At 63.8% G+C, this 18,622-nt stretch carries 18 protein-coding genes and 1 tRNA gene; 11 read left to right on the top strand and 8 right to left on the bottom strand.

Features of this window, described 5'->3' with window-relative positions; genetic code table 11:
• The gene (locus tag AC4GYS_RS10395) at positions 1–561 is read left to right on the top strand and encodes a hypothetical protein (protein WP_491109005.1); all 561 of its coding nucleotides are present in this window, start codon (positions 1–3) and stop codon (positions 559–561) included.
• 51 nt (positions 562–612) lie between these two features.
• Entirely contained in the window at positions 613–2,013 is a 1,401-nt protein-coding gene (locus AC4GYS_RS10390; RefSeq protein ID WP_491109004.1) for an amino acid permease, read from the top strand.
• A 19-nt stretch (positions 2,014–2,032) separates the two neighbouring features.
• Here AC4GYS_RS10390 and AC4GYS_RS10385 read toward each other — a convergent pair whose 3' ends face one another.
• Positions 2,033–2,977 carry a PilZ domain-containing protein gene (locus tag AC4GYS_RS10385; protein WP_491109003.1) on the bottom strand — a complete coding sequence of 315 codons (945 nt, stop codon included), beginning with the start codon at positions 2,975–2,977 and terminating at the stop codon, positions 2,033–2,035.
• Positions 2,978–3,040: 63 nt separating this feature from the next.
• Positions 3,041–4,459, bottom strand: a complete 1,419-nt coding sequence (gene glnA / locus AC4GYS_RS10380; protein WP_491109002.1) for a type I glutamate--ammonia ligase — start codon at positions 4,457–4,459, stop codon at positions 3,041–3,043.
• Between the two features lie 118 nt (positions 4,460–4,577).
• Here glnA and AC4GYS_RS10375 point away from each other — a divergent pair, with 118 nt between their 5' ends.
• Together AC4GYS_RS10375 and AC4GYS_RS10370 are read left to right on the top strand one after the other, a co-directional pair.
• Positions 4,578–4,916, top strand: coding sequence for a P-II family nitrogen regulator (locus AC4GYS_RS10375; RefSeq protein ID WP_491109001.1), 339 nt, complete (start codon positions 4,578–4,580; stop codon positions 4,914–4,916).
• Between the two features lie 165 nt (positions 4,917–5,081).
• Entirely contained in the window at positions 5,082–5,240 is a 159-nt protein-coding gene (locus tag AC4GYS_RS10370) for a helix-turn-helix domain-containing protein (RefSeq protein ID WP_491109000.1), read from the top strand.
• Between the two features lie 71 nt (positions 5,241–5,311).
• Here AC4GYS_RS10370 and AC4GYS_RS10365 read toward each other — a convergent pair whose 3' ends face one another.
• A complete protein-coding gene (locus tag AC4GYS_RS10365; RefSeq protein WP_491108999.1) occupies positions 5,312–6,247 on the bottom strand; it encodes an ATP-grasp fold amidoligase family protein in 936 nt (311 codons plus the stop codon).
• Between the two features lie 284 nt (positions 6,248–6,531).
• Between AC4GYS_RS10365 and AC4GYS_RS10360 the strand changes: the two genes are divergently transcribed.
• A complete protein-coding gene (locus tag AC4GYS_RS10360) occupies positions 6,532–7,536 on the top strand; it encodes a CPBP family intramembrane glutamic endopeptidase (RefSeq protein WP_491108998.1) in 1,005 nt (334 codons plus the stop codon).
• Between the two features lie 255 nt (positions 7,537–7,791).
• Positions 7,792–8,526 carry a phosphocholine cytidylyltransferase family protein gene (locus AC4GYS_RS10355; protein WP_491108997.1) on the top strand — a complete coding sequence of 245 codons (735 nt, stop codon included), beginning with the start codon at positions 7,792–7,794 and terminating at the stop codon, positions 8,524–8,526.
• Here AC4GYS_RS10355 and map read toward each other — a convergent pair.
• Positions 8,523–9,350 carry a type I methionyl aminopeptidase gene (gene map, locus AC4GYS_RS10350; RefSeq protein ID WP_491108996.1) on the bottom strand — a complete coding sequence of 276 codons (828 nt, stop codon included), beginning with the start codon at positions 9,348–9,350 and terminating at the stop codon, positions 8,523–8,525. The two genes, AC4GYS_RS10355 and map, sit on opposite strands and share 4 nt — an antisense overlap.
• A gap of 47 nt (positions 9,351–9,397) precedes the next feature.
• On the opposite strand from map, the gene AC4GYS_RS10345 reads away from it, so the two are divergent.
• The gene (locus AC4GYS_RS10345) at positions 9,398–10,156 is read left to right on the top strand and encodes a competence/damage-inducible protein A (protein ID WP_491108994.1); all 759 of its coding nucleotides are present in this window, start codon (positions 9,398–9,400) and stop codon (positions 10,154–10,156) included.
• A gap of 263 nt (positions 10,157–10,419) precedes the next feature.
• On the opposite strand, the gene AC4GYS_RS10340 is transcribed toward AC4GYS_RS10345, so the two are convergent.
• The 4 genes from AC4GYS_RS10340 to AC4GYS_RS10325 all read right to left on the bottom strand — a co-directional run bounded on the left by AC4GYS_RS10340 (position 10,420) and on the right by AC4GYS_RS10325 (position 14,548).
• Complete coding sequence (locus AC4GYS_RS10340; protein ID WP_491108993.1) at positions 10,420–10,785, bottom strand: DUF4440 domain-containing protein; 366 nt, start codon at positions 10,783–10,785, stop codon at positions 10,420–10,422.
• A gap of 70 nt (positions 10,786–10,855) precedes the next feature.
• Positions 10,856–10,929: transfer RNA gene (locus AC4GYS_RS10335), tRNA-Gly, on the bottom strand.
• Between the two features lie 93 nt (positions 10,930–11,022).
• Positions 11,023–13,689 carry a TonB-dependent receptor gene (locus tag AC4GYS_RS10330; protein WP_491108992.1) on the bottom strand — a complete coding sequence of 889 codons (2,667 nt, stop codon included), beginning with the start codon at positions 13,687–13,689 and terminating at the stop codon, positions 11,023–11,025.
• A gap of 193 nt (positions 13,690–13,882) precedes the next feature.
• The gene (locus AC4GYS_RS10325) at positions 13,883–14,548 is read right to left on the bottom strand and encodes a queuosine precursor transporter (protein ID WP_491108991.1); all 666 of its coding nucleotides are present in this window, start codon (positions 14,546–14,548) and stop codon (positions 13,883–13,885) included.
• A 95-nt stretch (positions 14,549–14,643) separates the two neighbouring features.
• On the opposite strand from AC4GYS_RS10325, the gene AC4GYS_RS10320 reads away from it, so the two are divergent.
• The 4 genes from AC4GYS_RS10320 to AC4GYS_RS10305 all read left to right on the top strand — a co-directional run bounded on the left by AC4GYS_RS10320 (position 14,644) and on the right by AC4GYS_RS10305 (position 18,607).
• Positions 14,644–15,630: an adenosine kinase gene (locus AC4GYS_RS10320; protein WP_491108990.1), complete on the top strand. Its 987-nt coding sequence runs from the start codon at positions 14,644–14,646 to the stop codon at positions 15,628–15,630.
• Positions 15,630–16,199: an LOG family protein gene (locus tag AC4GYS_RS10315; protein WP_491108989.1), complete on the top strand. Its 570-nt coding sequence runs from the start codon at positions 15,630–15,632 to the stop codon at positions 16,197–16,199. Before AC4GYS_RS10320 ends, AC4GYS_RS10315 begins: the two co-directional genes overlap by 1 nt.
• 23 nt (positions 16,200–16,222) lie before the next feature.
• Positions 16,223–17,509 (top strand): NupC/NupG family nucleoside CNT transporter, encoded by a 1,287-nt coding sequence (locus AC4GYS_RS10310; RefSeq protein ID WP_491108988.1) that lies wholly within the window; start codon positions 16,223–16,225, stop codon positions 17,507–17,509.
• A gap of 147 nt (positions 17,510–17,656) precedes the next feature.
• Complete coding sequence (locus tag AC4GYS_RS10305; RefSeq protein WP_491108987.1) at positions 17,657–18,607, top strand: isopenicillin N synthase family dioxygenase; 951 nt, start codon at positions 17,657–17,659, stop codon at positions 18,605–18,607.
• The last annotated feature ends 15 nt before the right edge of the window (positions 18,608–18,622 follow it).

The following is an 18,622-nucleotide window of genomic DNA, read 5'->3' as shown; positions in this document are numbered from 1 at the left end:
GTGAACGAAGGCGCGCTTGTTTTCGCATCGATCATCGTCGGCGTGGCGGTGACCGACCTGTTGACCAGCTTTCATCGTCTGTTGCGCGCCCGCCAGCGCGTGCAATGGGATTTTCTTCCCCTGTGGGTCGCCCTGTCGGTCCTGCTGACCCTCGTTCAAGTCTGGTGGGGGCTGGCCGGTGAAGAGCAGACGTCGTTGACCATCAGGGCTTTCCTGCCGACCCTTACCGTTCTGATCATCCTGTTCCTGCTGTCCGCGGCTGCCTTGCCGGACGATGCCGGTCCCGAAGGGGTGGATTTGCGCGCGTTCTATCTTGAGCATCAGCGCACCATCTGGATCCTCTATTCGGCAGCTTTGGCGGCGCTAATTGCCGGCAACGCAATCTCTAATCTGACAGAGGGCGGCGGCTGGCAAATGGTGGTCGACAACGCAGTTGGCGACGTCATCGTTCTGCTCATCATGATGTCACTCGCGGTTTTCCGGACCCGCTGGTGGCACATCGTCGGCCTGGCGGTCCTGTCTACCGGTCCGATCCATTGGCTGTCGCGCACCCTGGGCTAGGCCGTTGACCTTGCCCGCTCCGGCTTTAGGTTGGCGGCAAAAGGGGCAAGCATGAAGAATTGGAACGTCAAGAAGGCGATCGTCTCGCGTGAGGAGATGCCGGAACATCACCGGCTGACTCAGTCGCTTTCCTGGCCGCACCTCGTTGCCCTTGGTGTCGGCGCCATCGTCGGTACGGGTATCCTGACGCTGATCGGCGTCGGCGCGGGCAAGGCGGGTCCGGCGGTGATCCTGTCGTTCGCGATTGCCGGTGTCATCTGTGCCTGCGCCGCACTCGCCTATGCCGAGGTCGCGACCATGATCCCGGCGTCGGGCTCGGCCTACACCTACAGCTATGTCGTGTTCGGCGAGCTGATCGCCTGGATCATCGGCTGGTCCCTCATCCTGGAATACAGCTTGGTCGTCAGTGCGGTCGCAGTCGGCTGGTCGGGGTATCTGTCCCCCTTGATCGGAATCGCTCACGATTTCGCCAACGGCCCACACGCCGGCGGACTGATCAACCTGCCGGCCATCTTCATCATCACGGTTGTCGCTGGTCTGCTCATCGCCGGGACTCGGGAAAGCGCCAATTTCAACGCCCTTCTGGTGCTGGTGAAGATGGTGGCCCTTGCCGTGTTCATCATCGTCGCGCTGCCCTATTTCAACGCCGCCAATTTTGAGCCGTTCATGCCCTATGGCTTCCCGCGCTCCGGCCCGTCGGGCAGCGAGGTGGGGGTGATGGCCGCCGCCGCCATCATCTTCTTCGCCTTCTATGGCTTCGACGCCATCGCGACGGCGGCGGAGGAAGCCAAGAACCCGGGCCGCGACCTGGCGATCGGCATCGTCGGCTCCATGCTGATTTGCGTCGCCATCTACATGGCCGTCGCGGCCACGGCCGTCGGCGCGTTGGCCTTCACGCGCTTCGCCGACAGCCCGGAGCCGCTGGCCCTGATCCTGCGGGAGATTGGCCAGCCGTGGGCGGCCTGGTTCCTCGCCGTCTCGGCCGTGGTCGCGCTGCCGACCGTGATCCTGGCATTCTTCTACGGCCAGAGCCGCATCTTCTTCACCATGGCCCGCGACGGAATGCTGCCCCCGTCGCTCGCCACCGTGTCGAAGCGGGGAAGCCCGACCCGCATCACCATTTTTACCGCCTTGGTGGTGGCGGTCATCGCCGGCATTTTTCCGCTCGACGAGATCGCGGCCCTCGCCAATGCGGGTACGCTTGCGGCGTTTATCGCGGTGTGCGCAGCCATGCTGGTGATGCGCCGGCAACGGCCCGATGCGCAGCGTCTGTTCCGTACACCGCTAGCCTGGATCGTCGGTCCGGCCGGTATCCTGGGCTGTCTCTACCTGTTCATCAGCCTGCCGGTGAAGACGCAGACCTATTTCCTGATCTGGAACCTGATCGGCCTGGCGGTTTATTACCTGTACGCTTCCGGCCAGGCGGCCCGGGCGCGGGCCGCACGGGCCTGACGAACAGGAGCGCCGGGGCTCAGCGCCCCAGTGTCTTCTTCAGTTCGGGCAAGGACAGGCGACTCCACTCCGACGCCCAGGGCGAGGACTCGCTGTTCCCGTCGCGCAAATACTCGGGCTTGGCCCAGCGGTTGGGGGCCAGCTGCGGCTTGGACCGGGCCAGATTGGCGAGGTCGAACGGCGAACGGAACGCTAGCCCAGCCTGATCGCCGTGGACCCAACTTACCCGTGCAAAGCAGGTTCCCGCCTCGTCCAGGTCCAGCAGCATCTCCGCGCCGACCGGAAAGGCCGGCCCGCCTTCGATCAGCGCGCCGGTGCTAGAGATATTGCGCAATCGAACGGACGTGGTTTCATGATCGTAGTGCACGACGCCGTTCCAGATCAGCGGATGCCGCGCTTCGCCCCGCCTGCTGTGCGCGTCCACGATGTCCGCGTCGGATGCAGACGTTTCCGCCACCGGCGACTCGGGCGCGGCGGGTTCGCCCACTTCCACTCCGGCATCCGGAAAATTCTGCGCCAGCACCTGCCGCAGCAGTTCGCGCCGCGTGTCGGCGTCCGCGTCGATCCGGGTCTCGTGCGCGAACTCCAGCCCCAGCCGGCTACCCTTGATCCAGCGAACGGCGCATTCCAGCCGCCCGCAGGTGTCGCCGCTGCCCAAATCCAGCTCGACGCGATCCCAAAGTTCGGGGCGCAGATCGCCATCGATCATCGCTCCGCCGCCCGACAGGTTGATCAGCCGCACCGGATAGCTCTCGCTTCCGTGCCGCACCGTGATCGGCTGGTCGAGCAGGCGGTGCCGGTCGGCGTCGCGGTGATTGACCGTCCGCGCTTCCGTCCGCGCCACGCTGACCCGCGCCAGACTGTCTTCCACGCCTTCCTTGCGGTTACGTGGCCGCTTCGCCGACAACAGTCCGCTATCTTTGGCCGACTTGCCCGACAGCAGCTTGGAACGAAAATCATTCATGGCAAAACAAACCCCCGCGCGCCCAGGTCGCTGCACCGTAGCCGCGCGGGGTTAAAAAGCTGCTTACATCGAATAATACATGTCGAATTCGACCGGGCTCGGTGTCGTTTCCCAGCGCATCACTTCTTCCCACTTCAGCTCGATGTACGCATCGATCTGATCGGACGAGAAGACGTCGCCTTTCAGCAAGAAGTCCTTGTCCGCCGCCAGCGCCACCAGCGCCTCGCGCAGGCTTCCGCACACCGTCGGCACGTTGACCAGCTCGGCCGGCGGCAGGTCGTACAGGTTCTTGTTTATCGGATCGCCGGGGTGGATGCGGTTCTGGATGCCGTCCAGGCCGGCCATCATGATCGCCGCATAGGCAAGGTAGGGGTTCGCCATGGCGTCGGGAAAGCGGAACTCGACCCGCTTGGCCTTCTCGCCCGTTCCATAGGGAATGCGGCACGACGCTGACCGATTGCGGGACGAATAGGCCAGCAGCACCGGTGCCTCGAACCCGGGCACCAGCCGCTTGTAGCTGTTGGTCGTCGGGTTGGTGAACGCATTCAGCGCCCGCGCATGCTTGATTACGCCACCGATGAAATAGAGCGCCAGATCGCTCAGGCCCGCATACCCATTGCCGGCGAACAGCGGCTTGCCGCCGTTCCAGATCGAGAAGTGGGTGTGCATGCCCGATCCGTTATCCTGCGCGATCGGTTTGGGCATGAAGGTCGCCGTTTTGCCATAGGCGTGCGCGACCATGTGGACGACGTACTTGTACACCTGCATCCGGTCGGCCGTCTCGACCAGCGTGCCATAGGTCAGGCCAAGCTCATGCTGCGCCGCCGCCACCTCATGGTGATGCTTGTCGCACGGCAGGCCCATCTCTAGCATGGTGGAAACCATCTCGCCGCGGATATCGACGGCACTGTCGACCGGCGCCACCGGGAAGTAACCGCCCTTGGCCCGCGGCCGGTGCGCCTGGTTGCCGCCCTCATATTCGCGGCCGCTGTTGGTCGGCAGCTCGATGTCGTCGAACTTGAAGTAGCTGACGTTGTATCCGTCCTCGAACCGAACGTCGTCGAACATGAAGAATTCGGCTTCCGGCCCGACGAACACCGTGTCCCCGATCCCGCTCGCTTTCAGATAGGCCTCCGCCCGCGTCGCGGTGGAGCGCGGATCGCGGGCATAAAGCTCGCCGGTCGACGGCTCGACCACGTTGCAGACCAGGATCATCATCGGCGTCGCGCTGAACGGATCGACATAGGCGGCGCTCAAATCCGGCTTCAGGATCATGTCGCTTTCATTGATCGCCTTCCAGCCGGCGATGGACGAACCATCGAACATGAAGCCGTCGTCCAGCATGTCCTCATCGACCGCGCCCGCGGCCATGGTCAGGTGCTGCCACTTGCCCTTGGGATCCGTGAAACGAAGGTCGATCCACTCGATCTCCTCTTCTTCTAGGCGCTTCATGATGGACGAGGCGGTTGCTTTGTTGGCCATGGACGAATCCCTTTGGTGCGGAGCGGAGATGCTGCTGCAGCGATTCCAGCCCTGCGCCGCCCGGTCGAGTCCGCCGTGAAAACTTCACGTGGGCGAAAGCGGGCGCTACCACGGCCGCATGAAAAAGGTCGAAGCCATCATCAAGCCGTTCAAGCTCGACGACGTGAAGGACGCGCTGCACGAAGTCGGCGTGTCCGGCATGACGGTCACGGAGGTCAAAGGCTTCGGCCGCCAGAAGGGCCATACCGAGCTTTATCGCGGGGCCGAATATGTCATCGACTTCATTCCCAAGGTGAAGGTCGAGGTCGTGGTGGAGGACGGCCAACTCGACAATGTCCTCGACGCCATCGCCACCGCCGCCCGCACCGGCCGCATCGGCGACGGCAAGATCTTCGTCCATCCGATCGAGGACGCCATTCGGATCAGGACCGGCGACAGGGGCACAGACGCGATCTGACATCCATCGCCCGGACGCAACAGACTTGATCCGGGGTCGGCCTGCCTTCTAGCGTAGGCCCTCGAAGGAGAAGGCGGCTGCCGGATCGAATCCGGCATGACGAACCCAGCAATGCCAGCAGACCCCCGCCTAGCCTCCATGAGCCCCGAGGAGCTCCGCACCCACATGCGTGCGCTCGGCTACCGAACCCAAAGCGACCTCGCCGCCGCCATCGGCGTCAGCCGCTCGGCAGTGTCTTTGTGGTTGGAAGGGAAGGTGGGGGTGCCACGGCCGGTGGCAATGCTGCTGCGGATGATGCTCGCGGCGCAGCGACGCGCTTACTAGGCCCATCCCTGATATTGCCGCGACGCCTAAGTTTGCCTCGCCGGTTACGATCGCCGCCCGCCACTAGCCACCTAGCGGCCCTTCCGAATGGCCTCCATGAGGATGCGGCTGAATTCGCGGTGCGTCGCCGTTTCGCGATGACACCCCTGATCGGAAGGTGCGATACCCAATGCGGCGGAAGGCGTGAAGGTCAGTTCGCCGAAGTAAACGCCATCAATCCCGTCATAAAGATCGACGCGGACATATTCGAATGGCGCGGCCAGCGTCCGGACAGCAGCAATCATCGCGGCGAGGCGGTCAGGCCTGGGGAGCCTCACTCCCACGGGAACGACAAGCCCGTCGCCCCGATCCATCGGCGCGAAGTCCGGGATTCGAAGAACCCGGCTCCACGGCATGCCAAACCGGGCGTGATCGATCTGGCACAACAGCGGCTCGCCATGGACGCAGTGGAACTTCAGATCGTCGGGCGGAAGACCGTCGATGGTCGGGATCAGCGCTTCGACGATCACCCGCCGTTGCAACCCGGCATATTGCATCTCGCGCATCACCAGCGCGTAATCTTCGGTCGCCAGCGCATGAAGCTCGGCCAGTTCGGCCGGGCTGGAGATATTTCGAAGGAACACGGTGCCACCGCTGGCGTGCGAAGGCTTGGCGATCGCGTCGGTGCCGATGAACTTATGCAACAGGTCGTAAAGCTCGGCCGACGATCGAACACCCTCCATCTCAATCGTCGCCAGCGTGGGGGCTGTCCGCAGGCCAGGACACAGCCGGGCCGCCTCCGCCTTCGCGCTGATCTTGTCGACCATGATGCGCTCGGCCTCAGACCATTCGGGCTCGATCATGCGCGCGAAGATCAGGTCGTTGATCGACGAAGCGGGATCGGTCGGGGGCAGCGGTGGGCGGCCGAACCTCTTGAGATAAATCGGCGCCACCGCCGCATGGTTGGCTGAACGGGTGAAGTTCGCTGCGACCAACCCGTTTTCGGCAACTTCCACGCTTACCGCCATATCCGCCTTCTTACCCGACTATATTACGGGAAGGGTTGATCAGGCACGGCGCGAACGTCCGCAATAGGGTGCGCGATTTTCAAGGTCCGCAAGGGTGGCGAAATGGACATTGCACGACGTGTCTGGCGCTTTTCACAAAGGCATATCCTGGCGGTTTGACAAACCGTCGCATTGACATGGGCCAAATATTGGTAATCACTCGGTTTTTCGGCCCCCTTGTGCTCCTGTCGGATACAAGGTGCTAATCGGCCGAGGGGGATTGTGAAATGGACCAGGCGGGGCCGGTGGCAGACGAAACCATGATGGAAAAGACGTCAATTTGGCGCCGCGTGATCGCATTTCCACTTTCCGCCCTGTTTCTTGGCCTGCTCTCCTTCGGGCTGATGCTCGCCCTCCTGGCCGCGATTGCCGCCGGTTACGGCAAGGCTGCGGGGATTGAGCGGATCCAGGATATACCGGAGTGGTTCGCGACCTACCTCCGGCCGATCATGGTGGCAGTCGGTTCCATCATCGTGTTGAAGCTGGTGATCCGGCGTCTTGGCGCGGAAAAGCGCGACGACCTTCCCTTTGACAGCCGCAGCCGCGATTTCTTTACCGGGATCCTGTTCGCAGCAATTCTGGTGAGCATCATCGTCGGAATCGCCGCGCTGTTGGGCGGTTATCGCGTGAGCGACTGGGGCGGGAACACTTCGCTGCCGTGGCTGCTGCTTGGGGCAGGTTTGAAGGCCGCCTTCTTTGAAGAAATCCTTTTCCGCGGCGTGACCTTTCGCTTCCTCGAGGAATTCGCGGGCAGTTGGATCGCGCTGCTCCTCTCGGCAATATTGTTCGGCCTGATTCATCATCGCAATCCCGGCGCCACGCTGTTCACCAGTCTCTCCATCGCCGCCCAGGCCGGGTTGTTGCTGGGCGGTGCGTACATGCTGACGCGCAATCTGTGGTTCGCGATCGGCCTCCACGGGGGCTGGAACGTCACGCAGGGCTATGTCTGGGACGTTCCAGTATCGGGCATCGCCGTCGACGGGATGCTGCAATCGCACCCGGCAGGAAATCCGCTGATCTCGGGCGGCGCCTTCGGGCTTGAGGCTTCGGTCATCGCAACGGTGCTGGTGACTGCTGCCGGGATCTGGCTGATCGCAAAATCGGCCAGGCTCGGCCACGTCGTCCGGCCATGGTGGGTGCGGCGGAGGGAGGGTCTGGCATTACCAGTCTCGACTGGTCGGCTTGGGTTCAACCTCTCGCCGCAAAAGACGGGCCTTGCCAGCGGCCTCGGCGCTGTCGAGGCAGCCTGACGCCCGGAAGGGGGCGCAACCGAACCAAGCAGGCCCAGCGGCAAAACCGGCGAGCCACTCCGCTGCAAAGGTGGGAAGAGATGCAACGCGATGCCTGCGAAGCCTTTCGCAGGCTGCTGGAAAGGGAAGGGGTCGAAAGCGAGGCAGGGGAGTGGGAAAACATGGGGACGTAGTGTCCATGTTGTCCATATTGCATCGTCGACGCCGGCGCCCCTGTCGCGCAATTGCCTCATTTTCCGGGCAGCCGACGCGCCCATGAACAAGGCGATCATTCTTTCGGCGGGCCAGGGCTCGCGGCTCGGCCACCTCACCGACGACCGGCCCAAATGCCTGATCGAGTTCGGCGGCCGGACGCTGCTCGATCGTCAGCTCGATACGCTTGCCGCCAGCGGCGTCGAACAGGCCGTGGTCGTCACCGGCTTTCGCGACGACCAGATCGAACGCGCGCTCGAGCGGCGCCGGGCGGCGGGGGAGGGACCGGCGGTGCGCACCGTCTTCAATCCCTTCTACAAGGTCGCCGACAACACCGGCTCGCTCTACATGGCTCGCGAGGAATTGTCCGGCGACACCCTCGTCTGGAACGGCGACACCATGGTCTCGTCCGCGCTGATGGCCCGCGTCGTTGCCAACGATCGGCCCGGCATCTGCGTCACCATCGACCGCAAGGACGACTATGACGCCGACGACATGAAAGTGGTGGAAGAACGCGGCCGGCTCCGCGCCATCGGCAAGCGGCTGGACACGGGCGTCAATGCGGAATCCATCGGCCTGCTCGCCTTCCGGGCCGGCGGTGCCGAACGCTTCCGCTCCGCTATCGAGGACGCGATGCGCTCACCGGAAGGCACTCAGATCTGGTACCTCCGTGTCATTCATCACCTCGCCCAGGACGAGGACGTCTGGACCCTCGACATCGCCGGCCAGCAATGGGGCGAGGTCGACTTCCCCGAGGACGTCGAAGCGGCAGAGGCGCTGGTGAAGGGCTGGGCCTAGTAGGGCGGGCGATCCAGCCCCTTGGGACTGGCCGTGAAGACCTCATGGCCATCTTCGGTGATGCCGATGGAATGCTCGAACTGCGCGGACAACTGCCGGTCGCGAGTGACCGCGGTCCACCCGTCGTCCAGCATCTTGCAGTCGGGTCGGCCGATGTTGATCATCGGCTCGACAGTGAAGAACATGCCGGGCTTCAGCTCCGGACCGGTGCCCGGCCGTCCGGCATGGACCACCTCCGGGCTGTCGTGAAACAGGCGTCCAAGGCCGTGCCCGCAAAAGTCTCGGACGACGGAATAGCGGTGTTTCTCGGCATGCCGCTGAATGGCGTTGGAGATATCGCCCAACCGGTTGCCCGGCTTCGCCTGCTCCAGCCCCAGCATCAGGCATTCATAGGTGATGTCGACCAGTCGCCTGGCCTTCACGCCGACGTCGCCGACCAGGTACATCCGGCTGCTGTCGCCGTGCCAGCCGTCAAGGATCGGGGTCACGTCGATGTTGATGATATCACCGTCCTTCAGCGGCTTGTCCGCCGGAATGCCGTGGCACACCACATGGTTGATCGAGGTGCAGCAGCTGTGGGTATAGCCGCGATAGCCCAGCGTCGCCGGCACCGCGCCTGCGCTCGCCATGTGCTCATATACCAGCCGATCGATCTCGGCTGTCGTCACGCCCGGCACCACATGGGGCACCAGCATGTCCAGGATCTCGGCCGCCAGCCTGCCGGCCCGGCGCATCCCTTCAAACCCATCGGGGCCGTGCAGCTTGATCACGCCGCTCCGCGCTTCGGAGCAGTCGTCGGCGGCAACGGTTACGTATTGCGTCATTCCGCCCATATAGGCCGCACTCGCTGAAAAGGTTAGCCCCGCTTCCCATGACCGAACACCGCACCTGGACCGCCGCCCTCGTCATCATCGGCGACGAGATCCTGTCCGGCCGCACGCAGGACAAGAATGTCGCCCAGATCGCCAGCTGGCTGAACGTGCAAGGCATCAGGCTTGGCGAGGTCCGCGTCGTTCCCGACGTGCAGGACCGGATCGTCGAGGCCGTGAACGCCCTCCGCTCACAGCACGATTATCTCTTCACCACCGGTGGCATCGGCCCGACCCACGACGACATCACCGTCGACGCGATCGCTGCCGCGCTAGGCGTACCGGTCGTCATCCATCCCGAAGCCCGCGCCATCCTGGAACGTTATTACGAGACCCGCGGCGGCCTTAACGAAGGCCGTCTCCGCATGGCCCGGGTTCCTGAAGGAGCGCAGTTGATCCCCAACCGCATGTCGGGCGCGCCAGGCATCAGGCTCGGCAATCTGTTTCTGCTCGCCGGGGTGCCGCACATCACCGCCGGCATGCTGGATGCGCTGACCGGTACGCTCGAAGGCGGTCGGCCCCTCGTCAGCGTGCAGATCGGGGGAATGGTGCCCGAAAGCGAAGTCGCCGAACTCCTCCGCGAAACGGAGCGCACGAACGAAGGCGTCAGCATCGGCAGCTATCCCTTCTTCCGCGAGGGCAAGGTCGGCGCCAACTTCGTCATCCGGTCCGAAGACAGGGACCGGGCCCAATCAGTCGCCGACCTTTTGATCGCCAGCATGGAAAGCGCCGGATTCAGCGTCGTTCCCGGAGGTATCTAGCGAGGCAAACCAGTCGGCGTAGGGTGTGTTGCGCGCCATGTGTCGGTTCCAGTCCGGCGCGCCGTCGCTCCACCACGGGTCACCCCGCTCGCCCAGCGCCCGCTTGGCCGCATCCACCCCGGGCCGGTCGCGGGTCCGGCGGGCCTGCATCAGCGCGCGCACCAGTTCGGCCCGCCGTTTCGGATCGAGGCCGGGATTGCTGCACCGCCACAGCCGCCCGCGCGCCACGAAATATCGTCCGTCCGGTGTGACCGGGTAATTCTTCAGGCCTCGACCCCAACCTTGGCGGGGACGACCTGGCTGTGCTGCACAACTGTCCAGTCGTCATGTCCGCGTCGCCGCAGCGTTGAACTGGCATAGCAGCGATAGGTCTCATCGCCACGGCTCGCCTCCACCTGATAACCAATCACGATCAGGCCCTCTTCCGGGCGCGACACCTTTTGGTCGGAAAAGCGCACCGCCTCCCACCGCGGAGTGTCCTTCACCGCCTCGATCGCAGCATCCCGGGAGAAGATGAACGGTTCAGCCGGAAGCGCCATGACGACCTCGTCATCGACCAGTTGCTCATAGACTTCGGCACCGCCGTGCCACAGCTTCTCTTCCATCTCCCAGATGCGGGCGTCTTCCATCGCGTCTCTCCTGTCAGGTTGCAGGAGAAAACCGGCGGAATGGATGGAGGTTGCGTGGGAAACGCAGAACTGGAGCGGGTAGCGGGAATCGAACCCGCGCGTTCAGCTTGGGAAGCTGACAGGCTACCATTACATCATACCCGCTCGGGTTGAGCGCCGCGCCGATTGCCACAGCATTGCGCATAAGAAAAGGGCGCCGCTTGGATAAGCGACGCCCTTTCTTTCAGGCGAACTCGCTTAGAACGAGATGCTGAGCGTTCCCGAGACGGTGCGCGGCGCACCAATCTGCACGTTGGGGGCGTTGCCGTAGAGCGTGCCCGCGGTGTTGAACGACTGGGCCAGACCACCGCCGAAGCCGCCGACATAGAACTTGTCGAACAGGTTATAGACGTTCAGCTGGAAGTAGCTGTCCTCCAGGCCCTTGATCATCTTCAGCTTCAGGCGGGCGTCGAGGTTGACCAGCCAGTAGGCCGGGGCGGTGGCACCATAGACCTGGGTCTCACCGGCACCCGGAGTGTCGTTCGATTCGAACACCGGGCGGTTGTTGTCGAAGATGAAGCGGGGACCGGTGCGCTTAGCGGTCGCGCCGAGTTCGATCAGGTCACCGATGCGACCGACGCCCGAGAAACCGAAGGTGTACTTCGGCGAACCGGCTTCGCGATTGCCCTTGGTGAAGGCGCAGCTGCGGATCGCGGCGTTGGAATTCTCATCCGTCACGTCGTCGCAATCGGTAACTCCACCAACGCTTCCGAGCTGGATGTTCTCCTTGATCTCGCTCTTGTTCCACGAACCGAATGCGTAAAGCGTCAGCTCGCGGATCGGCTCGTAGGAAACCGAACCATCGATGCCCCACTTATCGACCCGGCCCAGGTTACGGTACACGGTGGCGTTCAGTTCGGGATCGTAGGCGGACGCCAGGCGATTGTTGAACTTGGTGAACCAGCCCGACACCTGCGCCTGAACGAAACGGCTGCGGTACCGCAGACCGCCGTCGAAGCTGTCGGTGGTTTCCGGAGCCGGCTTCGCCTCGTCCGCATCGCGGTCGAAGAAGAAGCTGTTGTAGAGGTTGTCCGTGCCCGGGACCGACAGGCCCTTGGCATAGCTCACAAAGCCGGAGATCTGCGGCGTGAAATCGAACACTGCGCCGATGTTGGGAAGCAGCTTGTCGTATTTGAACGTGCGCTTCTGCGGGCCCTGGAAGGTCGTGGCGTCGTCGTAAGCCTCTTCCAGCGCGGCGCTGTTGAAGCAGTCGATGAAGCCGCCGGCCGACGTCGTGAAGCAGTTGTTGTTCAGGCGACGCTCGAAGAAGGGCGCACGCAGGCCCAGGTTGACCGTCAGCCGGTCCTCAAGGAATTCGCCACGGTACTCGCCCGAAACCTGGTTCAGGACGGCATAGGACAAACGATCGCGCTTCTGAACGACGTTTCCGTTCGCATCCTCGATCGGATCGTTGACCGGGAACACGTCTTCCGGCTCACCATCGCGGTTGAGGAAGCCGACTTCGCCGGTCTGCCGGTGACGGGCGTGATCGAGCGTGTAGCTGACACGGAACACATTGTCGTCGTTCAGGTCCCAGCGAAGACCGGCGATCACACCGTAGCGGCGGGTCTGGGTCTGGCTCGGGGCGAGGAGGTTGACGCCCGCGAAGTTGGTGCTGCCGCAAGAAGCGCCGGTGGTGTTGCAGGTGTCGATCGTGTCGCCGTCGCCGTTGAGGTCGCGGCCGAAGTAATACTGCCCGCCGATGAAGCCGGTGTATTCCACGCCGTTGATGATACGCACGCCTTCGCGGCCGATCACCGTGCCGCCGCCGTTCGCCTTCACATATTGGAAGCTCGGGTCAACCGTCAGGACGAGATTGTCGGTGAGCGTGAAACGCGACGCGCCGCGCAGGTTACCGGTGTTGGACGGGTTGTAGCGCCGATCGAACTCGGTGCCGCAGCTCGCCTGGTTCGGCGGGGGCGGGGCAGTGGTGTCGACAACGTCCGTCTGCGGATCGTCGGTGCGGCACGGGAAGTTGATGTCGTAGAACCGCTCGTCGCGATTGCGGGGATAACGGTTGCCGCTGTTCGGGCCGACCACTCGGGTCGCGTCCAGGCGCAGCGGCAGCGAACCGAAGAAATTGTTCCGGTTCTCGTTGTAATGGCCAGCCAGCGAGATGAAGTCGCCGTTGGTGCCGATCGGCTGCCAGATGCGGGCGTTGTACTGCTGCTTGTCGACCTTGCCGTAGTTGTTGAACGGATTGTCGTTCTTGGCGGTCGACGCGGAGATGAAGGCACGCGTGCCCCACGAACCGATCTCGCCGGTGTGGATCACGGCGAAGATGCGGCGGAAATCGTCCTCGCCAAGCGAGCCGCTGATGGTACCGCCGAATTGCTTCTTCGGCATGATCGTGCGGTAGTTGACGGTGCCGCCGACGGCCGACGCAGTCGGCGAGTCGACGTCGGTCGAACCGAGATTGACGTTGACCTGCTCGATCAGCTCCGGGTCGAGCTGCTGGTTCGAGTAGATCGCATAGTTGCCGCTGTCGTTCAGCTGGATGCCGTCGAACGTCAGGCTGATGCGGCTCGAATCGAAGCCGCGAATCGTGAGCGTCCCGCCCGACGAGCCGTAGGCGTCGTTGTTCTGGAAGCTGACGCCCGGGACCAGGTTGATCGTGTCGAGGATGGTCTGTCCGGGGTTGGACCGAGCGATGATCTCCTGCGTCAGGACCGCCTTCGCCTTCGACGAATCAGGGGCCTGCACGCCGCCGACATCCTGCACGCGGGTGCCGGTGACCACGATGGTCTCTTCTTCGAAGTCGACCGTACCGGTCGACTGGGCGAACGCTGCGGTTGGAGCAAGGACGGTTGCGGCAAATGGCACGGCAAAGGCTGCGCAGCTGCGCAGCAGGAGAGCTTTGTTCACGTTAAACCCCGATGGTTAGATGGACACCCGGAACTCAGTCAGGCGCGATGGGGCTAGTGGCGGTAGAATAAGACGAAAGGGTGACACCCGACACCGGGCTCACCCTTCCCTTATCTACTGTTGCAGAAACACAACTTTGCCAGTCGCCACCCCCGCGACTCGGGCGGGGGAACAGCAGATTAGCTGTCCGTAATCAACCCGCGCGGCTGTCCAGCCGCCGCCCGATGCCTACAAAAATGTAAATGAGTGGCGGAACGAACACAATCGACAGAACCACCTTGGCGACCATCTGTCCACCAAGCAGGGAAGCGATCGGAAATACGCCGTAAAATGCGATGGTGATGAACAGCAGCGTGTCGACGATCTGGCTGAGCACGCTCGCGATACCGGATCGCAGCCACAAAAGGCGGGTGCCCTCGCGGCCTTTCAGGCGCGTGAAGATCGTCACGTTGAGCAGGGTCGAGATGCCGTAGGCGATGATGCCCGCGATCCAGATTCGCGGCGTGCCTGTCATCAGCAGGTTGAAGGCGTCAAGGCGCGCCGGCTCCATCTTGGGGGAGGCAGGAAGCGCCAGCACCGCAACCGTGAGCACGAGCGACACCAGCAGCGGCACGAAGCCCCACAGCACCAGCCGGTTGGCGATCGTCCGACCGTGCAATTCCGCAATCGCGCTGGATGTCACCACCAGCATCAGGAAGGCGAAGATTCCCGCTTCCACCGCCAATGGGCCCAGCGCGACCTGCTTGTTGCCCAGTACGCCGGCGATACACACCATGCCCCCATAGAAGATGGCGAAGGCGAACAGGGACGGCGAGATGACAGAGGCGGGAGCGGGGGACGCCGCGGGATCGGTGCTCATGGGCGCGGAGGCCTAGCGGGTTTGCGCCAGTTCGCAAGCCCGCGGAAGGCCGCCTTCCTTGACCCGGCCCGCGTCCGCTTCTACCCGGCCCCGCCGTGACCTCCCGCACCCTTGATATCCTCGCCATCGGCGACGCGCTGGTGGACGTCATCGCGACGTGCGACGACGATTTCCTCCGGCAGCACGATCTTCCCAAAGGCTCGATGCAGCTTCTGGATCCGCCTGCCGCCGACGCACTTTACGATGCGATGGGCTCCGCCAGGGAAATGAGTGGCGGGTCGGCCGCGAACAGCATGGCGGGCGCCTCGGCCATGGGAATCGACACCGGCTTCATAGGTCAGGTCGCGGACGATCAGTTGGGTGCGATCTTTGCCCATGACATGCGCGCGCTCGGCGTCCAGTTCGACACGCCGCCGATCAGCGATGGGGTCCCGACCGGCCGATGCCTGATCCTCGTCACGCCCGATGCGCAGCGGACGATGAACACCTGTCCAGGAGCGTCGCACCTCCTTCGGCCCGAGGCGCTCGACGAGACGCTCATTTCCTCGGCCAGGATCGTCATGCTCGAAGGCTATTTGTTCGGACCCGAACAGCCGCGCCGCGCAATGAACAAGGCGATCGCGGTCACCCGCAAAGCGGGCCGCGAAGTTGCGCTGACTCTTTCGGAAAGCGTCTGCATCCCGGGGCGCAAGGATAATTTCATTGGCGCGATCGAAAGCGGCGGGTTCGACCTGCTGTTCGCCAATGAAGACGAAATCCTGCAGCTGACCGGCTGCACCGATCTCGAAGCGGCCATCGCTCACCTGCAGCGGACAGTGCCGACGCTGGTCATCACCCGCGGTGCGGCCGGAGCGCTGGCGGTCGAGGACGGCGTCCGGACCGATATGCCTGCGATGGCGGTACGCAATGTCGTGGACACCACCGGTGCGGGAGACCTCTTCGCGGCAGGATTCCTCGCCGCGCGCTGCAAGGGATATGGCATCGATCGCCAGCTGATGACTGGCGGCATCGCCGCGGCCGAGATCATCTCCCACTTCGGTGCTCGCCCGGTTGCCGACCTCAAGGAACTGGTGAAGCTGTGATGAAGCGCGTCGCGGTCTATTGCGGCTCCAGCATGGGCGGGGAACCGGCCTTTGCCGAGATGGCCCGGAGCCTCGCGCATGAGATGGTCGCCCGCGACATCGACCTTGTCTATGGCGGTGGCCGCCTCGGGCTGATGGGAGTGGTCGCCGACACGGTGCTGCAGGCCGGAGGCAAGGCCTATGGCGTCATTCCAGCCGCGCTGGTCGACAAGGAGGTGGCCCACACCGGACTGACCGAACTGTACCAGGTCGCGGGGATGCACGAACGCAAGGCGAAGATGACCGAGCTTTGCGACGGCTTCGTCGCGCTTCCCGGCGGGATCGGCACGCTCGACGAACTGTTCGAGGCCTGGACCTGGAACGCGCTCGGCTATCACGCCAAGCCCTTTTGCCTGCTCGATGTTCATGGCTTTTGGCGCGGGCTGGACCTGTTCATGGACCATGTCAGCGATAGCGGTTTCCTGTCGCCGGCGCGGCGTGAGCAGCTCATGCTGGCGCACTCGCCGTCCGAAGCGATCGACATGCTGGACGCCGCGGCGAAGAACGCTACGCAAGGCATGGTCTGGTAAGGGGCGGGGAGGCCCTCACAAGAATGAACCATTTGTTCGGCCTGGTCGGCGTCGCCGCCATACTGCTGCTCGCGTTCCTGCTTTCGAGCGATCGTCGCGCCATTCGACCCCGCGTGGTGGGCGCCGCCTTCGCGCTGCAGGCCGTCATCGCCTTTCTCGTCCTCTACACCCCGTGGGGCCGCGCGGCGATCGAGGCCATGGCGACAGGCGTCTCGAACCTGCTCGGCTATGCGGGTGAGGGAACGGCGTTCTTGTTCGGGCCAAAGGAGAACAACCCGGCGTTGTGGAATACCTTCGCGCTGGGCGCCCTGCCGGTGATCATCTTCTTCGCCTCGCTGGTGTCGATCCTTTACTATCTTGGCATCATGCAGCGGATCGTGCGCTGGGTCGGTGGCGCGATCGGCTGGATTACCGGTGTCGGCCGGGTCGAGGCACTCGGCTCCGCCGCCAATATCTTCGTCGGCCAGTCGGAAAGTCCGTTGGTGGTTCGACCCTATCTCGCCGCGCTTCCGCCCGCCAAGCTGTTCACACTGATGGTGGTCGGCATGGCCGGTGTCGCAGGCACGATCCTGGCCGCTTACGCCAGCCTGCTCGGCGCGCAATACCTGCCCTATCTGCTGGCCGCCGCATTCATGTCCGCGCCGGGGGGCATTCTGATGGCCAAGATCATCATGCCCGATCCCAAGGAGCCGGCCGAAGCGCCCACGCCGGAGATGGCTGCGGCAATGGCAGGGCCGCCTGCGGAAACGGTTGAGATCGCTGAGACCTTCGAAGAGGGCGAAAAGCCCGCGAACATCATCATGGCGGCCGCGCAGGGCGCTCAAACCGGCGTCAAGCTGGCGGTCGCAGTCGGCGCGATGGTGCTTGCCTTCGTGGCTCTGGTGGCGCTCGCCAACGGCCTGCTTGGCGGGATCGGCGGCTGGTTCGGCGTCGAAGGCCTCAGCTTCCAGCGGCTGGTCGGATACATCTTCCAGCCATTCATGTTCCTGATCGGGGTTCCGTGGAACGAGGCCGGAATTGCCGGAGGTCTGTTCGGGACCAAGATCGTGTTGAACGAATTCGTTGCCTTCATCGACCTCGGCAACGCCCAGGGCGCGGCCGCCGCGCTGACCGATCGGAGCCGCGCGATCGTCACCTTCGCGCTGTGCGGTTTTGCGAACTTCTCGAGCATCGCGATCCAGATGGCCGTCACCGGTGGACTTGCACCCAATCAGCGCCCCGTGATCGCCCGCCTTGGCATCCGCGCGTTGATTGCAGGCAGCCTTGCGAACCTGATGAGCGCGGCACTGGCCGGGATCATGATGCCTTGATCGTCATCCCCGCGAAGGCGGGGATCCATCTCCCACAATGCCGACTTGTGCCAAAGTCCGGAGATGGACTCCCGCCTTCGCGGGAGTGACGGCGTGTATGATCTCAAACAATTGCGACCCATCGTGCAGCGGAGTAGAGGCGCCCGCATGACCACCGATCTGCTTACCCCCGATAACATCGCCTCGGTATCTCTCGCCGAGGCCGACCGTGACCGCGATGCCTTTGCGACGAAGCTTGGCCGGAGTTTCGAGGAATATGGCTTTGCCGTGATTGCCGATCACGGCATCCCCGAAGATCTGATCCACCGTGCCGAAGAAAAGGCGAGGGCGTTCTTCGCGCTGCCGGACGAGGCCAAGCGGAAGTACGCCCTCGGGCAGGGCGGCGCGCGTGGTTACACGCCGTTCGGGATCGAGACCGCCAAGGGCCACAAGGCGCACGACCTCAAGGAATTCTGGCACGTCGGCCGCGAACTGCCGGAGGGGCACAAGTTCACCGACGTCATGTCCCCCAACGTGTGGCCCGAGGAGGTGCCGGGCTTCAAGGAGACCTTCCTCGAACTCTACGACACCTTCGACCGAACCGGGCTCAAGATCCTCTCCGCGATCGCTCGCTACCTCGGCGTCGACGAGGACTATTTCGCCGACACCGTGCGGGACGGGAACAGCGTGATGCGGCTGCTTCACTACCCGCCGCAAACGGAACCGACCGGCGAACATATCCGGGCCGGGGCGCATGAGGACATCAACACCATCACTCTGCTGCTCGGGGCCGAAGAGGCGGGGCTGGAGCTGCTTACGAAGGACGGCCGCTGGATCCCGGTTTCACCCAAGCCTGGCGAACTGGTGATCAACATCGGCGACATGCTGCAGCGCCTGACCAACGGCAAGCTGCGCTCGACCTCGCACCGGGTGGTTAACCCGGCGCTCGACCGGGCGAGCAAGGCGCGTTATTCGATGCCCTTCTTTCTCCACTTCCGGCCCGACTTCGTCATCGAAGCGCTGCCGGGCACGGTGCCGCCGGGCGTTGAGCCGAAGTGGCCGCCGATCAGCAGTCACGATTACCTGATGGAGCGACTGCGCGAGATCAAGTTGGCCTGAGCGCTGTTACCAGCG

Source organism: Sphingomonas sp. SP1 (assembly GCF_058313395.1).
The sequence above is the reverse complement of the archived record's forward strand: the minus strand, read 5'-3'. Positions and strand labels throughout refer to the sequence as shown.

What these genes read in the sequence shown, in the direction of transcription:
- glnA (WP_491109002.1), bottom strand. Translation starts at nt 4,459, where the DNA reads ATGGCCAACAAAGCAACCGCCTCGTCCATCATGAAGCGCCTAGAAGAA.
- AC4GYS_RS10375 (WP_491109001.1), top strand. Translation starts at nt 4,578, where the DNA reads ATGAAAAAGGTCGAAGCCATCATCAAGCCGTTCAAGCTCGACGACGTG.
- AC4GYS_RS10355 (WP_491108997.1), top strand. Translation starts at nt 7,792, where the DNA reads ATGAACAAGGCGATCATTCTTTCGGCGGGCCAGGGCTCGCGGCTCGGC.
- AC4GYS_RS10345 (WP_491108994.1), top strand. Translation starts at nt 9,398, where the DNA reads ATGACCGAACACCGCACCTGGACCGCCGCCCTCGTCATCATCGGCGAC.
- AC4GYS_RS10305 (WP_491108987.1), top strand. Translation starts at nt 17,657, where the DNA reads ATGACCACCGATCTGCTTACCCCCGATAACATCGCCTCGGTATCTCTC.
- AC4GYS_RS10325 (WP_491108991.1), bottom strand. Translation starts at nt 14,548, where the DNA reads ATGAGCACCGATCCCGCGGCGTCCCCCGCTCCCGCCTCTGTCATCTCG.
- AC4GYS_RS10340 (WP_491108993.1), bottom strand. Translation starts at nt 10,785, where the DNA reads ATGGAAGACGCCCGCATCTGGGAGATGGAAGAGAAGCTGTGGCACGGC.
- AC4GYS_RS10385 (WP_491109003.1), bottom strand. Translation starts at nt 2,977, where the DNA reads ATGAATGATTTTCGTTCCAAGCTGCTGTCGGGCAAGTCGGCCAAAGAT.
- map (WP_491108996.1), bottom strand. Translation starts at nt 9,350, where the DNA reads ATGACGCAATACGTAACCGTTGCCGCCGACGACTGCTCCGAAGCGCGG.
- AC4GYS_RS10390 (WP_491109004.1), top strand. Translation starts at nt 613, where the DNA reads ATGAAGAATTGGAACGTCAAGAAGGCGATCGTCTCGCGTGAGGAGATG.
- AC4GYS_RS10370 (WP_491109000.1), top strand. Translation starts at nt 5,082, where the DNA reads ATGCGTGCGCTCGGCTACCGAACCCAAAGCGACCTCGCCGCCGCCATC.
- AC4GYS_RS10310 (WP_491108988.1), top strand. Translation starts at nt 16,223, where the DNA reads ATGAACCATTTGTTCGGCCTGGTCGGCGTCGCCGCCATACTGCTGCTC.
- AC4GYS_RS10315 (WP_491108989.1), top strand. Translation starts at nt 15,630, where the DNA reads ATGAAGCGCGTCGCGGTCTATTGCGGCTCCAGCATGGGCGGGGAACCG.
- AC4GYS_RS10365 (WP_491108999.1), bottom strand. Translation starts at nt 6,247, where the DNA reads ATGGCGGTAAGCGTGGAAGTTGCCGAAAACGGGTTGGTCGCAGCGAAC.